Annotated in this window: 16 protein-coding genes; 10 read left to right on the top strand and 6 right to left on the bottom strand. The window is 61.8% G+C overall.

All coding sequences use genetic code 11. The annotated features are described in order from the left end of the window. Positions 1-349: 349 nt before the first annotated feature. Positions 350-1072, top strand: a complete 723-nt coding sequence (locus AC3ITA_RS10500; RefSeq protein WP_489280210.1) for a GNAT family N-acetyltransferase — start codon at positions 350-352, stop codon at positions 1070-1072. 121 nt (positions 1073-1193) lie between these two features. On the opposite strand, the gene AC3ITA_RS10505 is transcribed toward AC3ITA_RS10500, so the two are convergent. Beyond that, complete coding sequence (locus tag AC3ITA_RS10505; protein ID WP_095945873.1) at positions 1194-1634, bottom strand: hotdog fold domain-containing protein; 441 nt, start codon at positions 1632-1634, stop codon at positions 1194-1196. Between the two features lie 165 nt (positions 1635-1799). Here AC3ITA_RS10505 and AC3ITA_RS10510 point away from each other — a divergent pair, with 165 nt between their 5' ends. Then, positions 1800-2420 (top strand): TetR/AcrR family transcriptional regulator, encoded by a 621-nt coding sequence (locus tag AC3ITA_RS10510; protein WP_095945872.1) that lies wholly within the window; start codon positions 1800-1802, stop codon positions 2418-2420. A 294-nt stretch (positions 2421-2714) separates the two neighbouring features. On the opposite strand, the gene AC3ITA_RS10515 is transcribed toward AC3ITA_RS10510, so the two are convergent. Next, positions 2715-3845 carry a DmpA family aminopeptidase gene (locus AC3ITA_RS10515; protein WP_095945871.1) on the bottom strand — a complete coding sequence of 377 codons (1131 nt, stop codon included), beginning with the start codon at positions 3843-3845 and terminating at the stop codon, positions 2715-2717. Between the two features lie 70 nt (positions 3846-3915). After that, entirely contained in the window at positions 3916-5019 is a 1104-nt protein-coding gene (locus AC3ITA_RS10520; RefSeq protein ID WP_489280211.1) for an extracellular solute-binding protein, read from the bottom strand. Positions 5020-5129: 110 nt separating this feature from the next. Between AC3ITA_RS10520 and AC3ITA_RS10525 the strand changes: the two genes are divergently transcribed. After that, positions 5130-5903, top strand: coding sequence for a helix-turn-helix transcriptional regulator (locus AC3ITA_RS10525; RefSeq protein ID WP_489280212.1), 774 nt, complete (start codon positions 5130-5132; stop codon positions 5901-5903). Between the two features lie 119 nt (positions 5904-6022). Here AC3ITA_RS10525 and AC3ITA_RS10530 read toward each other — a convergent pair whose 3' ends face one another. Continuing rightward, positions 6023-6958 (bottom strand): class I SAM-dependent methyltransferase, encoded by a 936-nt coding sequence (locus AC3ITA_RS10530; protein WP_489280213.1) that lies wholly within the window; start codon positions 6956-6958, stop codon positions 6023-6025. Between the two features lie 274 nt (positions 6959-7232). Here AC3ITA_RS10530 and AC3ITA_RS10535 point away from each other — a divergent pair, with 274 nt between their 5' ends. From AC3ITA_RS10535 to AC3ITA_RS10555, 5 genes are all read left to right on the top strand, one after another. After that, positions 7233-7850, top strand: a complete 618-nt coding sequence (locus tag AC3ITA_RS10535) for a cytochrome b/b6 domain-containing protein (RefSeq protein ID WP_095945867.1) — start codon at positions 7233-7235, stop codon at positions 7848-7850. Further along, positions 7847-8632, top strand: coding sequence for a molybdopterin-dependent oxidoreductase (locus AC3ITA_RS10540; RefSeq protein ID WP_489280214.1), 786 nt, complete (start codon positions 7847-7849; stop codon positions 8630-8632). Before AC3ITA_RS10535 ends, AC3ITA_RS10540 begins: the two co-directional genes overlap by 4 nt. A 53-nt stretch (positions 8633-8685) precedes the next feature. Continuing rightward, complete coding sequence (locus AC3ITA_RS10545) at positions 8686-8955, top strand: pentapeptide MXKDX repeat protein (protein WP_085729164.1); 270 nt, start codon at positions 8686-8688, stop codon at positions 8953-8955. Between the two features lie 289 nt (positions 8956-9244). Then, entirely contained in the window at positions 9245-9652 is a 408-nt protein-coding gene (locus AC3ITA_RS10550; protein ID WP_095945865.1) for a response regulator, read from the top strand. A gap of 60 nt (positions 9653-9712) precedes the next feature. Further along, positions 9713-10375, top strand: coding sequence for an HAD-IA family hydrolase (locus AC3ITA_RS10555; protein ID WP_095945864.1), 663 nt, complete (start codon positions 9713-9715; stop codon positions 10373-10375). Between the two features lie 43 nt (positions 10376-10418). On the opposite strand, the gene AC3ITA_RS10560 is transcribed toward AC3ITA_RS10555, so the two are convergent. After that, the gene (locus AC3ITA_RS10560) at positions 10419-11078 is read right to left on the bottom strand and encodes a methyltransferase family protein (RefSeq protein ID WP_489280216.1); all 660 of its coding nucleotides are present in this window, start codon (positions 11076-11078) and stop codon (positions 10419-10421) included. Positions 11079-11265: 187 nt separating this feature from the next. On the opposite strand from AC3ITA_RS10560, the gene AC3ITA_RS10565 reads away from it, so the two are divergent. After that, entirely contained in the window at positions 11266-12198 is a 933-nt protein-coding gene (locus AC3ITA_RS10565) for a pyridoxal-phosphate dependent enzyme (RefSeq protein WP_489280217.1), read from the top strand. 53 nt (positions 12199-12251) lie between these two features. Here AC3ITA_RS10565 and AC3ITA_RS10570 read toward each other — a convergent pair whose 3' ends face one another. Next, the gene (locus AC3ITA_RS10570) at positions 12252-12572 is read right to left on the bottom strand and encodes a DUF2388 domain-containing protein (RefSeq protein WP_095945876.1); all 321 of its coding nucleotides are present in this window, start codon (positions 12570-12572) and stop codon (positions 12252-12254) included. A 111-nt stretch (positions 12573-12683) separates the two neighbouring features. On the opposite strand from AC3ITA_RS10570, the gene AC3ITA_RS10575 reads away from it, so the two are divergent. After that, positions 12684-13793, top strand: a complete 1110-nt coding sequence (locus AC3ITA_RS10575) for an NAD(P)/FAD-dependent oxidoreductase (protein WP_150674066.1) — start codon at positions 12684-12686, stop codon at positions 13791-13793. The last annotated feature ends 19 nt before the right edge of the window (positions 13794-13812 follow it).

Here is a 13812-nt window from a genome sequence, read left to right on the forward strand (position 1 = left end):
GCAGTGGGTGGGAATCCTCAAAGTTGGGGCCTTGACCCACCCATTCTTCCCCACTCACACCCCTATCCGGTGTGGTGGACGCTTTCGCGAGCAGACGAGCTCCCACAGAAGATCGAGGAGTGGGCAAAACCGCAGTCCCCTGAGGGAGCGGGCCTGATCGCGAAGTGGCCAGTTTATCCAGCACAATGTGTGCCGGACTCACTGGCGTCAGGCTCGAAAGCGCAGCCAGGCGTTCGCCGGTGATGCGCATGACCCATCAATGGGGGGATGTCTGTCCATCACCCTTCGGACCACCAGTGTCAGGCGCGCTATGATAGGCGGCCCTCGACCCCCGGAGCCTGTCACCGCAATGCCCCTGATCAGCCACTTCAAGACCCCGTGCCCCGAGCACATCAATAGCCAGATCCTGCAGATGGTGGTCGACAACCTGACTGACATCAGCATGGTCGCGATCCCGCCCAGCAACCTGCTGTACAACCTCTATCAATACGCGATCGGCTATGAGGTGCACCTGTACCTGGAGGCGCTGAACGGTGAAAAAGGCATTGCCGTGGAGTTGATCGTCGCCACGGACGAAGACGACCCGCAAAAGGTGACTGGCTTTGTGCTGTACCTGCCGGTGCAGGACGACCCCGAGGCCTGCGGCGTGGCGTACATGGCGGTGCAGGCCGAGTATCGGCGCCAGGGCGTGGCCCGGCGGATGCTGCGGGAAATGGTCGGCCGCTATCCCCATGCCGAGTTGACCTGCGCGGTGGCCAAGGTGCCGTATTTCGAGGCGATGGGCTTTGAGGTGGTGGGCGTACGTGCGACCCAGGTGTTGATGAATACCCGCGACCACGGCACCGATGGCTTGATGGCGCTGCTGGATGTGGCGTCGATCTACAGCTCGCTCGAAGTGCGGCAGATTCATACCTACCTGCTGCAAAAGCATGGCAAGCGAGCCATGACCGACGCGGAAAAACAGCGCGACCGGCATCTGGACCAGTTGACGCACAAGGCCCAGGCGTTTGTGCGGGGGCGGTTGGGTGACGATGCGGTGCCGGCTGCCGGCCCTCGATTGCGCCTGGTCTGACCACAAATCACCCTGTGGGAGCGAGCCTGCTCGCGAAGGCGTAGTGTCAGTCGCCATAAATGTTGGCTGAAACACCGCTATCGCGAGCAGGCTCGCTCCCACCTTTAACTGCGGTCAGTCTTCAAGCCAGCTTCACATTCATGGTGATCCGCGCCGTGAACACCTTCTTGCCCTCGACATCGTGAATGTCCACCGGCACGATCTTGTCGCCTTCGGTGGTCCAGTCCACCGCATCCCCCTCGGCCACCGCCGTCACATCGCTCTTGGCCTTGGCCAGGTATTCCACGGTCATGCCTTTGGGGATCCAGCGTGCGCCGGCAGGAATGGAAACGTCGGTCATCATCCCGGCGGCCAGCTCGGCGGCGTTGCACATCGCAATCGCATGCACCGTACCCAAATGATTGGTGATCTCCCGGGCAAACGGCACGTGCACGGTGGCGCTGCCTTTGCGCAAATCCTTGACCAACGGGTTGATGGTGGAGAAGTAGGGCGCCACCTGGCAGGCCATTTTGCTGAACGCTTGCGGGCCTGCGCTGCTGAACATGCTGAGGAACTGACTCATTTTGATGCCTCTTGTGGATGACATTTCACGGAATATTATTCCGCAACAGAATATTGTTCTGTAGCGGAACAGTATTCTGTCGAAGGGAAATCTGTCAACCTAGCGCCACTTGTTCGCTGGCAACCGCCAGCCTCCACCGATGACTTTTCTGGACTGTCTTTGCGCATGGAAACCGCCGATCTGCTCGAACGCTGCTACCCAGGACGACGCGCCGAACTCAAGCGCGACATCTTCAGAAAGGCCCTCGCCCTGTTCAACGAACAGGGGATCGAGGCCACCACCATCGAAATGATCCGCGCCGAATGCGATACCAGTGTCGGTGCGATCTATCACCATTTCGGCAACAAGGAAGGCCTGGTGGCGGCGCTGTTTTTTACCGCCCTCGATGATCAGGCCCGCTTGCGTGACAGTTACCTGGCCGGGGCCAAAACCACTCAGGCAGGGGTGCATGCGCTGGTGCACAGCTATGTGGACTGGGTCGATAGCCAGCCGGAATGGGCGCGGTTCCAGTACCACGCGCGGTTTGCCGTCACCAAGGGGCCGTTCAAGGACGAACTCGCTACCCGCAACAAGACGCGCAACAGGCAGTTGCTGGAATGGCTGGGGGCGCAGGGTAATGAACTGGGGAGTCTTCCGGCGGAGTTGATCCCGTCGCTGATCGTCGGCCAGGCAGACAGTTACTGCCGCGCCTGGTTGTCGGGCCGGGTCAAGGGCAGCCCGAAGGCCTATCGGGACGTGCTGGCGGAGGCGGCATGGCGGTCGTTGTGCACCACCGAAACACAATGACTTTCCCCTGTGGGAGTGAGCGTGCTCGCGAAGACGGTGTCACATCCAACATCAATGCTGCCTGACACACCGCTTTCGCGAGCAGGCTCGCTCCTGCAATGAGATGTGTTGGTTTTCGGAGGTTAAAAAAGAGCCTCAAAGCTCTTGATGGGGAGGAAGTGGAGCCGAGAGGCTCAAGATGCGCGTGAAGCAGGCGGTGAGCTTGGTAGGGGTTCAGTGCACTCACCACCTACGCAGCGGCTTGCGCTAGCAAGCGACTGCGTAAGTTCATCCTAAAAAGACCGAGTGTTTCACTCAAGTACCGCTAGTCGCGTCCCCCGGCCAGCCGGCGCGGCGCAACGCCTTGAGCAGGGTCTCGGCATCCAGCCCCTGCACCCCGTGCCCGTTGCCTTCGGCCGTTTCGGCGGCGAGCAGGGCATTGATGATGGCTTCTTCCACGGCTTCGGTGGCGGCCAGGAACAGCTCGCTGATGTGGTCGTTGTTGACCATGCTCAGGTTGTGGGTGGTCGGTGCTTTCTTGCTCTCGTAGGCGGCCGGCGGCACGTGATCGTTACCGGTGGCGAAGGCGATGAAGATGTCGCCGCTGTGGTCTTCATTGCCACCGCCGGTGCGGGCCAGGCCGAGGCTGGCGCGCTGGGCCAGGCGGGTGCACTGGTGTGGCAGCAGCGGCGCATCGGTGGCCAGGCAGACCACGATCGAACCCATGCCCGGATGGGGCAGCGAGGCCTTGAGGAACGGCGAATCGACCTGTTCCATGTAGCGTCCGACCGGGTAGCCATCGACGCGCAATTCATTGCGAATGCCGTGGTTGGCCTGGACGATCGCCCCCACCGTCCAGCCGCCCTGGGCGCTGTTCAAACGGCGCGACGCAGTGCCGATGCCGCCCTTGAACTCGTGGCAGATCATGCCGCTGCCACCGCCGACATTGCCTTCGGCCACCGGGCCGCCCGCCGCCGAATGCAGGGCTTGAGCCACGTGTTCAGGTTTCACGTGAAAGCCGTTGATGTCGTTGAGCAGGCCGTCGAAGGTTTCCAGCACCACCGGCATGTTCCAGTACAGGCGCCCGTCATCCGGCTGCTGCTCACGGTCGAGCACGATCAGCGCATCGCGTACCACGCCCAGGCTGTGGGTGTTGGTGAAGGCAATGGGGCTGGTCAGCAAGCCTGCTTCGCGAATCCACTCCAGCCCCGTGGCATCGCCGTTGCCGTTGAGCACATGCACACCGGCAAAGCACGGTTGCTGGCTGGTGGAACCGGCACGGGGTTCGATGACGGTGACGCCGGTGAGGATGTCGCGGCCATTGGCAGTGCGGCCTCGTACATTGCTGTGGCCGACCCGTACGCCGGGGACGTCAGTGATCGCATTGAGCGGGCCGGGTTGCAGTTGGCCGATTGGAATGTTCAGGTCACGGGCGCGTGGTTTCATGGTTTTCTCATCTTCGAATCGTGGCAGAAAAAAGAATATTTGTTGGGCACCACAGGGGCATGTGGTGTTCTTATTGACCGTTTTTGACCTTGCTCCAGATCCGCGTGCGCACGCGCTCGGTAGCCGGCGGCAAAGGCTGAAGGGTGAACAAGGTGGCCATGGCTTCGGCGGGCGGATAAACGGCCGGGTTGCTGCGGGTCGCTTCGGCCACCAGCGTGGTGGCGCTGCGGTTGCCGTTGGGGTAGTTGAGATGGTCACTGACCGGGGCGATGACCTCGGCGCGCATCAGGTAGTCGATGAAGGCCATGCCTTGTTCCGGGTGCGGGGCGTCCTTGAGCAGTACCAGGGTGTCGAACCACACTGGCGCGCCTTCCTTGGGCAGGCTGTAGGCGATCTTCACGCCGTTGCCGGCCTGCTCGGCGGTGTTCCTGGCTTCGAGCATCGCGCCGGACCAGCCGACCGCCACGCAGATGTTGCCGTTGGACAGGTCGCTGATGAACTTCGACGAATTGAAGTAGGCGATATGCGGGCGCAGCTTGAGCAGCAGCGCTTCGGCCTTCTTGTAGTCCTCGGGGTTGGTGCTGTTGGGCGGCAGGCCGAGGTAGTGCAGGGCCACCGGCAGCATCTCCGCCGGCGAGTCGAGCATGGCCACGCCGCATTCGCCGAGTTTGGCCAGGTTCTCTTCCTTGAACACCAGGTCCCAGGAATCCACCGGCGCCTTGTCACCCAGCGCAGCGCGCACTTTGTCGACGTTGTAGCCGATGCCGTTGGTGCCCCACAGGTAGGGCACGGCGTACTGGTTGCCCGGATCGTTGTTGGCCAGTTTCGCCAACAGTTCGGTGTCCATGTTCTTGAAGTCCGGCATCTGCGCGCGGGGCAGGGGGGCGAGGGCGCCGGCCTTGATCAGCGTGGGCAGACTGAAGTTGCTGGCCACCACCACGTCGTAGCCGCTGCGGCTGGTGAGCAACTTGCCTTCCAGCACTTCGGCGCTGTCGAAGGTGTCGTAGACCGGCACAATCCCGGTGTCACGCTTGAAGTCCTGCAAGGTGGTGGGGCCGATGTAGTCGTACCAGTTGTACACGTGCACCGTCGGGGCTTCGACTGCAAAAGCCGACAGCGAAACCGCCAGACAGGCGCCAAACCCCAGATTGAAATACAAGCGGTGACGACTCATGATGCGGCACTCCTGGCCTGTGGCGGCCGGTGGTAATCAGGAGTTTGCAGCGTATCGACCGGGGTGGCCTTCACCCATTCCCATCATGGGTTACTCAAAAGGGGTAGTGCGTGGACGCGTTGTTGAAAGAGTTACCGGTGCACCAGGGGCTGGCTCGGGTCTTCACGGCGGTGGGGCAGGACGGTTTCTGGCGTGCGCTGGTCGATACCCTGCGCTTGCTGGTGCCGCTGGATAACGCGCTGGTGGCGCTGATGCGCCCGGGCCACGTGCCGCGACTGCTGATCGATTTCGACGCCAAGGGCAGTACCGAAGAGCATGAAGAACTGGCGGACTACCGCGCCGGCATGTACCTGCTCGATCCGTTCTATCAAGCCGCCTGCGCGGGCATCGCCGACGGTTTGCACAGCCTCGAATCGGTGGCCCCCGACCAGTTTCAGCACAGCGAGTACTACCTGAGTTACTTCAGAAGGGTGGTCGGTGGCGACGAATTACAGTTCATGGTCAACGTCGACGGCGCCGTGCTTGGCCTGTCCCTGGGGCGTTCGACACGCTTCAGCCTCGAGGAACAGGGCCGCTTGCTGTGCGTGCGTGACTGGGTGCTGGCGGCGATGTGTCGACACCTGGATTTACTGCCGCCGGAAGGGCCGGTCGCCGAACCACCGGCCGGGGACCTGGCGACCTTGCTCGATCGCTTCGACGCACGCCTGACCCTGCGGGAAATCGAAACCGCACGCCTGATTCTCCAGGGCTTCTCAAGCAAGGCCATCGCCCAGCAAATGGGCATCTCCCCGGAAACGGTGAAAGTGCACCGGCGCAATCTCTATCACAAGCTCAACGTGAACGGGCATGGCGAGTTGTTTGCGTTGGTGTTGCGGCCGCGATAAGTCCGTTGACTCTGGTGACCATACCGACGTCTTCGCGAGCAGGCTCGCTCCCACAGGTGTTGTGAATGCCGCCAATCCAATGTGGGAGCAGGCTTGCTCGCGAAGGGCGCGACTCGGTGTTACTGCCGAAACACCAAGGCCTTCAACCCACACTCGACATCGGCATCCGGAAACTCCGGCGGGTTCTCCAGCCGCTGTTCGAACCGCAGGCTCGGGGCTTCGCGGGTCACGCCATCGATCAGGAAATCGGCGCCAAAGGCCGGGTCGTTCATGCACGCCAGTACGGTACCTTGAGGGCTGAGCAATTCCGGTAGACGGCGCAGTACGCGCTGGTAGTCCTTGGTCAGCAGGAAGCTGCCTTTCTGGAACGACGGCGGGTCGATGATCACCAGGTCGTACGGCCCCTTGCCGATCACCTTGCCCCAGGATTTGAACAGGTCGTGGCCGAGGAAACTGACCTTGCTCATGTCGTGGCCGTTGAGCCGGTGGTTGTCACGGCCACGGTTCAAGGCCGGGCTCGACATGTCGAGGTTGACCACGTGGTTCGCGCCGCCTTCGATGGCCGCCACCGAGAAACCGCAGGTGTAGGCGAACAGATTCAGCACCCGCTTGCCCTCGGCATTGGCGCGGACCCAATCGCGGCCGTAGCGCATGTCGAGGAACAGCCCGGTGTTCTGTTTGCGGCCCAGATCGACCCGATACTTCAGGCCACCCTCGGTGATGGTCATTTCCTCGATGACGTCCCCCAGCAGCCACTCGGTGGTGCTTTGCAGCAGGTAGCGATGTTGCAAAAGCAGCGTGTGGGCACCGGACTGGGCCCATTGCGCGGACTCGGTGATCGCCATCAGCACCTGCTTCAGGTCTTCCAGTTGCGCAACCTCCGGCTCCTTGAACAGCGCCACCAGCACCACGCCCTGCAACCAGTCCACGGTCACCTGCTCCAGCCCCGGCCAGCAGCGCCCACGCCCGTGGAACAGGCGGCGGGTTTCGGCGGGGGCGGTTGCCAGGGCGGTCAGCAGGTGCTGGTTGAGGATGGCGAGGGCTTCAGGGTTCATTGGATCGGGTCGATGGCGTGGAAAGGGGCGGCATTTAACCATAAATGCCCATCTTGCGGTCTACACAAAACCTTGTAGGAGCGAGCCTGCTCGCGATGGTGTAACAGGCACCGTTGTGTCGTCTGACACACCATCGCGAGCAGGCTCGCTCCTACAGGTTTTGCGGTGGCCTTGAGGGCCAGTTATCACGTTTAATTTAACTTTACGTGAGGATTTGGCGATCTTCCGGCTCCCATACTCGGCTCCAACGAACAACAACGAACGGGAGCCGGACATGTCGCAGAGCACTGCTTCACCCAAGTCCAGTCATCCACGCTGGCTACGCTTGACCCATTGGCTCAACGCCCTGGCGGTGCTGGTGATGGTCACCAGTGGCTGGCGCATCTACAACGCCTCGCCGATCTACGAATTCAGTTTTCCCAAGTCGATCACCCTCGGCGGCTGGCTGGGTGGCGCGCTGCAATGGCATTTCGCAGCGATGTGGTTCCTGGCGATCAACGGCCTGATCTACCTGGCCTTCAACCTGTTCAGCGGGCGCCTGAAGCGACGTTTCTTCCCGGTTTCGCCCAAAGGCGTGCTGCACGATCTGTGGGCCGCCTTGCGCGGAAAACTCGGGCACACCGATCTCAGTCATTACAACCAGGTGCAACGTTTTGCATACCTGTTCGTGATGGTCGACATCCTCCTGCTGGTGCTCTCCGGGCTGGTGCTGTGGAAGTCGGTGCAGTTCCCGCTGTTGCGTGAATTGCTGTTCGGCTACGAGGGCGCACGCCGCGTGCACTTCTTCACCATGGCGCTGTTGGTGGCCTTTGTGGCGGTGCATCTGGTGATGGTTGCGCTGGTTCCGAAAACGCTGTTGGCCATGATTGTCGGCCGCAAGGAGCAGGTATGAAAAAGCGCATCCAGATCCCCGGGCTGGACGAGACTTCGATCCTCACCGATGCCCGCAAGATCCTCGCCCCGCAGATCGAAGACCGCTCGCGCCGCTCGTTCCTGCTGCGTGGTCTGACCCTCGGCGGCGTGGCGATGTTGTCCGGCTGCAACATCACCGACAACGAAAGCGTCGAGACCGCGCTGTCGTCCATGTCGCGCTTCAACGATCGGGTGCAGGGCTGGTTGTTCAACCCCAACGCGATGGCGCCGACCTATCCCGAATCGATGATCACCCGGCCGTTTCCCTTCAATGCCTTTTACGGCATCGACGAAGCGCCGACGGTGGAGGAGGAGGGCTATCGCCTGGAAGTCACCGGCCTGGTCGCCGACAAACGCAGCTGGCGCCTCGAAGAACTGCGGGCCATGGCCCAGACCGAGCAGATCACCCGGCACATTTGCGTCGAAGGCTGGAGTGCGATCGGGCGTTGGGGCGGTGTGCGCTTCAGCGACTTCCTCAAGCGCATCGGCGCCGACACCGACGCCAAATACGTCGGCTTCAAATGCGCCGACGACTACTACACCAGCATCGACATGGCCACCGCACTGCATGCGCAAACCCTGTTGACGCTGACTTATGACGGCGCGGTGCTGCCGCGCGAATACGGCTTCCCGATGAAGCTGCGCATGCCCACCAAGCTTGGCTACAAGAACCCCAAACACATTCAGGCGATTTTCGTCAGCAACACCTACAGCGGCGGCTACTGGGAAGACCAGGGCTACAACTGGTTCGGTGGCAGCTGATGAACGTCCCAAACATTCACCGTCCGTAAACCCACGCTCCAAGGAGTTTCATCATGAAAAAACTGACCACTGTTGTTCTGTCCATGTGCCTGGCCGTTGGTGCTGCCTCTGTGTTCGCTGCTGACACGATGAGTAATGACAGCATGAGCAAGGATTCAATGTCCAAGGACGCCATGTCCAAGGATGCGATGAAGAAGACCGATTCGATGTCAAAGGACGCGATGTCCAAAGACAGCATGTCCAAGGATGCAATGTCCAAGGACGCGATGAAAAAAGACGCCATGTCCAAGGATGCGATGAAAAAAAGCGAAATGTCGCAGTAAGCCCGGCCACCGCGGTCCATGTGGGAGCGAGCCTGCTCGCGAAGACGTAGTGTCAGTCGCTATCGATGTTGGCTGAACTACCGCATTCGCGAGCAGGCTCGCTCCCACAGGTTTTTTCCGCAGGGCTCAGGGATAGCGTGCCGCCTGATGGGCAAAATTGATCAGTACGCTTGTTACCGGTCACCTGGCTGCAACAAAAATGAATTTCCGCCGAGTCCGCTGCTCATACCTTTTAAGTGGCGGGTCAGAATCCGCGAAATCATTGTGGCAATCAGAGAGCGGCACGGTCATGAGTCGAGTACCGACGGCGGGCGGGGATCTTCCCGGCGGATTGATTCTGGTGGTTGAGGACGACCCGCTGATCCTGGAGTTTCTCTGTGAGATTCTTCAGGAGGAAGGCTTTGTCGTCGAGCCGAAAATCAGTGCGGACGCGGCAGCGATCTATCTGGAACAGCATGCTCCGGATGTCGGTATGCTGCTGACAGATATCACCATGCCCGGCACGCTCAACGGCGCGGACCTGGCCAACCAGTTCGGCGATCGCTGGCCGGACAAGCCGATCATGATCATGTCCGGTTTCGAAACCCCTGAAAGCGCAGGCGTGCGGCACGCGGTCTCGTTCATCAAGAAACCCTGGATGATTGGCGGGCTGCTCGATTGCGTGGGCCAGACCTTCAAGTCCAAACGACTCAACTGACCTGCGCGCAGATGCTACATTGCCGGGCAAATCCGTCCGGCACCCGCGAGGTTCTTTTCCTTGTCCGATCACTCTGTTTTCAACTCGACCTACCGTGCTTTCCTGTTCGACATGGACGGCACCGTCCTGACCTCCATTGCCGCCGCCGAGCGGGTCTGGACCACCTGGGCGGTGCGCCATGGTGTCGATGTCGATAGCTTCCTGCCGACCATTCACGGCGCCCGCGCCATCGACACCATCAGGCGCCTGGGCTTGCCCGGGGTGGATGCCGAGGCCGAAGCCGCGTGGATTACCGAAGCGGAAATCGTCGACGTCGACGGGGTATTGGAAGTGGCTGGCGCGGGGAAATTCCTGCGGTCCTTGCCTGCCAGCCAGTGGGCCATCGTCACTTCCGCCCCGCGGGAACTGGCGTTGCGGCGGTTGGCGGCGGCGGGGATTCCCGAGCCTGCTGTCATGATCACCGCCGAGGATGTGACTGCTGGCAAACCGGATCCCGCCGGTTACCGCCTCGCGGCCCGTCGCCTGGGTGTCGAGGCCGGGCAGTGCCTGGTTTTTGAAGATGCCACGGTGGGGATTCTGGCGGCCGAGGCGGCGGGGGCGAACTTGATGATTGTCACGGCGACCCATGAGCAGCCGATCGAGACGTTGCATGGGACGTTGGCCAGTTATGATTCGGTTCGGGTTCTGGTGGATGCCGCAGGTCTGCGTCTGCAAGCGGTCTAATGTGTGCGAGCCTGCTCGCTCCCACAGGGGATCATTGTTCCAGTCAGTAAACCCCGGGGATCAGCCGCCAGCTGCGTGCGCAATAGGCCTCGTATTCACTGCCGAACTGCGCCCTGAGCAAGGCCTCTTCCGAGTGAATGCGCGCGATCAGCGGGACCAGCGTCAGCGCCACCAATATCAGCCCGACACCAGAGCGAAAGGCCAGTGCCCAACCGGTGCCGATGACCATCATCCCCAGGTAACTGGGGTTGCGCAGGTTGCGGTAAATCCCCTCGGTGACCAGTCGATGCCCCGGTTGAATGGCCACCAGCCCGCTGAAGCGCTTGCCCAGCACAAACACCGGCCACAACCGCAGCGCGCCACCCAGGATAAACAACAGCGCGCCGAGCCAGCGCACGCCTTCACCGCCAAAAGTCCAGAAATCGATGCGGTCGGTATAGGCCGGCAGAAAGCCGCTCAGCAAACCGATCACGCCGAAGGCCGGAATGACCCAGCGGTTGGCCCGGTCTTCGCGTTCCCCCGAACTCAGGTTGACCTCGGTGAACAAAGAAGCGACAGCCATGATCAGGGTGACCAGGGCAACGACGACCAGTGAACCGTGGCTGAAGTAAGTCGCGAAACCACCCAGCCCCCAGATCGCCAGGGTGAGGTAGGCGAGGGTGCTGACGACGGCGAAAAACGCCAATTTGGCGGAGATTTTCATGGTGCCTCCACGAACAGGCTTAATTTTAAGTGTAGATACCGTCTTGTCCCCTCGCATTGCGCAGCCCGGCGCCGGACCGCTGAGACGGTCACCCCGAGGCCGGGTGAACTAAACTTGCATCAGAGGACCGTTCACCGCTGGCTCGTTGACCTGTTCGGCGAGCCGGTGGCGTGTAACAGGAACCGACATGCTGCACATCCGCACGCCTTTGATCCTGCACCCTGGCCTGTCGACCCCGACCCGCCGTATCTGGCTGAAACTGGAAAACCTGCAACCTGGCGGCTCGTTCAAAATACGCGGCATTGGCTTGCTGTGCAGCCGGGCGGCGCAGCAGGGCAAGCGCAAGGTGGTCTGTCCCTCCGGCGGTAACGCGGGACTCGCCACGGCCATGGCCGCTGCATGCCTGGGGCTCAAGGCATGCATCGTGGTGCCGCACACCACCCCGCAAAGCACCCGGGCGCGGATCAGCAATACCGGCGCCGAGGTGATCGTGCACGGCAAGGTCTGGGACGACGCCAATCAACGGGCACGGGAACTCGCCCAGGATCCACGCTGTGAATTTGTGCCGGCCTTTGACCATCCGGTGTTGTGGGAAGGGCACAGCACCATGGTCGATGAAATCCTTGAAGACTGCCCGCCAGTGGATGTGCTGGTGACATCGGTGGGCGGCGGAGGTTTACTGGCGGGGCTGCTCACCGGACTGATTCGTCATCGGCACACCGATTGCCGCATCGTAGCCTGCGAAACCGAAGGCGCGGCGTCGTTCGCCGCGGCGGTGGCGGCCGGGCACCCGGTCAAATTGCCGAAAATCGACACGGTCGCCACCTCCCTGGGCGCCGCGCAAGTGGCCGCCTGGCCGGTCAAGCACATCGGCGATTTCTCCCATGAGTGCGTGGTGCTCAGTGATGATGAGGCGATCATGGGCGTGGTGCGTTACGCCAATGATTTGCGTCAGCTGGTCGAACCGGCGTGCGGGGTTTCATTGGCGATTGCCTACCTGGATCACCCGGCGATTGCCGACGCCAATGACGTGGTAATCGTGGTGTGCGGCGGGGTGAGTATCAACGCGCAGCTCGTGGCCGGGTGGGCACGCTTGTCCACTGGCACGCACGCCAGGTAGGGCCGGAAACGCTATCCCGGTGTCACAAGCCCCACCGCTGGCGATGACGATCTTCAGTGATCGGTGGCAACGCCTTCCTGGACGAGAATGGCGCGGGCCAGGTCCTCGTCGCTTGCGTTGTTGAGGGCGGGATTGTCCTGGCGGACCTTTTTCAACAGCGCCTCCAGGTAAGCACCACGAATTGCACCGCCGCTGGCGACGAAGCTGGAAGCGTCATCCCGGGCGGGAATCATGAGTTTGTCGTCTTTGAACGTCGAGTACAGCGACGCGGAAACCCCGGCGGAAGTGGCGACGTCACCCGCATCCACTTTGGCCAGAGCCGAGCCGAAGGGTAAACAAAGTACCAGCGAAGAAAGGATAAACATGCGGCGCATGACGGTGTCCTCCGACAGCATAAGGGAAGTACCACATAGTTTAGGATGCGTGGCGGTCGCCGAGAGTTCCCTGGCATTGGCGAGGAACGGGGTGAGAGGGAGGCTGGGTCGTTGAACATCGATATTCAAAGCGTGGTGATCGGGGCCGGCGTGGTCGGGCTGGCGGTGGCCAGGGCCCTGGCCATGAGCGGGCGCGACGTGCTGGTGGTCGAGGCGGGTGAGGGCATCGGCACGGGCATCAGCTCGCGTAACTCTGAAGTGATTCATGCCGGCATCTATTACCCTGGTGCCAGTCTCAAGGCGCGGTTGTGCGTGGAGGGCAAGCAGCGCCTCTACGCCTATTGCGACGAACACGGTGTCGATTACCAGCGCGTGGGCAAGTTGATCGTGGCCACCGATGAGCAGCAGCGCGCAGCTTTGCAGCGTCTGTTGCAGCAGGGGGGTGCCAATGGTGTCGATGACCTGCAATGGCTGGATGGCCCGCAGGCCCGGGTGCTTGAACCGGCGTTGTCCTGCGTCGCGGCGTTGTGGTCGCCGTCAACCGGCATTGTCGACTCCCACGGGCTGATGTTGGCGCTTCAGGGCGATGCCCAGAGGTTTGGCGCGACGCTGGCCTTGCACACGCCGTTGCTGTCAGCCCATTGCATCGATCAGGGTTTTGAGTTGCACATGGGCGGCAGTCAACCCATGACGCTGTGCAGCCGCGAATTGATCAACTGCGCGGGGCTGTCCGCGCCCGAGGTGGCGAGCAGCATCGTCGGTCTGCCTGGACCATTCATTCCCCGGGCGCATCTGTGCAAGGGCAGTTATTTCAGTCTCAATGGCCGGGTGCCGTTTCGCCACTTGGTGTATCCGGCCCCGGAGAGCGCGGGACTGGGTGTGCACATGACGCTGGACCTGGGCGGGCAGGCACGCTTCGGGCCGGATGTCGAATGGGTCGAGCACATTGATTACCGCGTCGAGTCCCGCCGGGCCGAGGGGTTCTATCAGGCGATCCGGCGCTATTGGCCGGGTTTGCCGGACAACAGCCTGCAACCGGCCTACAGCGGCATTCGCCCGAAAATCAGCGGGCCGACCGAGCCGGCCGCCGACTTTCTCATCAGTGGTCGGGCCGAACATGGGGTGGCGGGGCTGGTCAATCTGTTCGGCATCGAATCACCGGGGTTGACCAGTTGCCTGGCACTCGCCGAACTCGTGGTGAAACGCCTGGACGACCGATGATCAGGGCTGGCACTGCTTG

The sequence above is a fragment of the Pseudomonas sp. GL_090 genome, from assembly GCF_057837765.1.

Coding starts and splice junctions, on each gene's coding strand:
- AC3ITA_RS10565 (WP_489280217.1), top strand. CDS start 11,266: ATGCTGCACATCCGCACGCCTTTGATCCTGCACCCTGGCCTGTCGACC.
- AC3ITA_RS10520 (WP_489280211.1), bottom strand. CDS start 5,019: ATGAGTCGTCACCGCTTGTATTTCAATCTGGGGTTTGGCGCCTGTCTG.
- AC3ITA_RS10570 (WP_095945876.1), bottom strand. CDS start 12,572: ATGCGCCGCATGTTTATCCTTTCTTCGCTGGTACTTTGTTTACCCTTC.
- AC3ITA_RS10500 (WP_489280210.1), top strand. CDS start 350: ATGCCCCTGATCAGCCACTTCAAGACCCCGTGCCCCGAGCACATCAAT.
- AC3ITA_RS10560 (WP_489280216.1), bottom strand. CDS start 11,078: ATGAAAATCTCCGCCAAATTGGCGTTTTTCGCCGTCGTCAGCACCCTC.
- AC3ITA_RS10505 (WP_095945873.1), bottom strand. CDS start 1,634: ATGAGTCAGTTCCTCAGCATGTTCAGCAGCGCAGGCCCGCAAGCGTTC.
- AC3ITA_RS10530 (WP_489280213.1), bottom strand. CDS start 6,958: ATGAACCCTGAAGCCCTCGCCATCCTCAACCAGCACCTGCTGACCGCC.
- AC3ITA_RS10540 (WP_489280214.1), top strand. CDS start 7,847: ATGAAAAAGCGCATCCAGATCCCCGGGCTGGACGAGACTTCGATCCTC.
- AC3ITA_RS10545 (WP_085729164.1), top strand. CDS start 8,686: ATGAAAAAACTGACCACTGTTGTTCTGTCCATGTGCCTGGCCGTTGGT.
- AC3ITA_RS10535 (WP_095945867.1), top strand. CDS start 7,233: ATGTCGCAGAGCACTGCTTCACCCAAGTCCAGTCATCCACGCTGGCTA.
- AC3ITA_RS10515 (WP_095945871.1), bottom strand. CDS start 3,845: ATGAAACCACGCGCCCGTGACCTGAACATTCCAATCGGCCAACTGCAA.
- AC3ITA_RS10550 (WP_095945865.1), top strand. CDS start 9,245: ATGAGTCGAGTACCGACGGCGGGCGGGGATCTTCCCGGCGGATTGATT.
- AC3ITA_RS10510 (WP_095945872.1), top strand. CDS start 1,800: ATGGAAACCGCCGATCTGCTCGAACGCTGCTACCCAGGACGACGCGCC.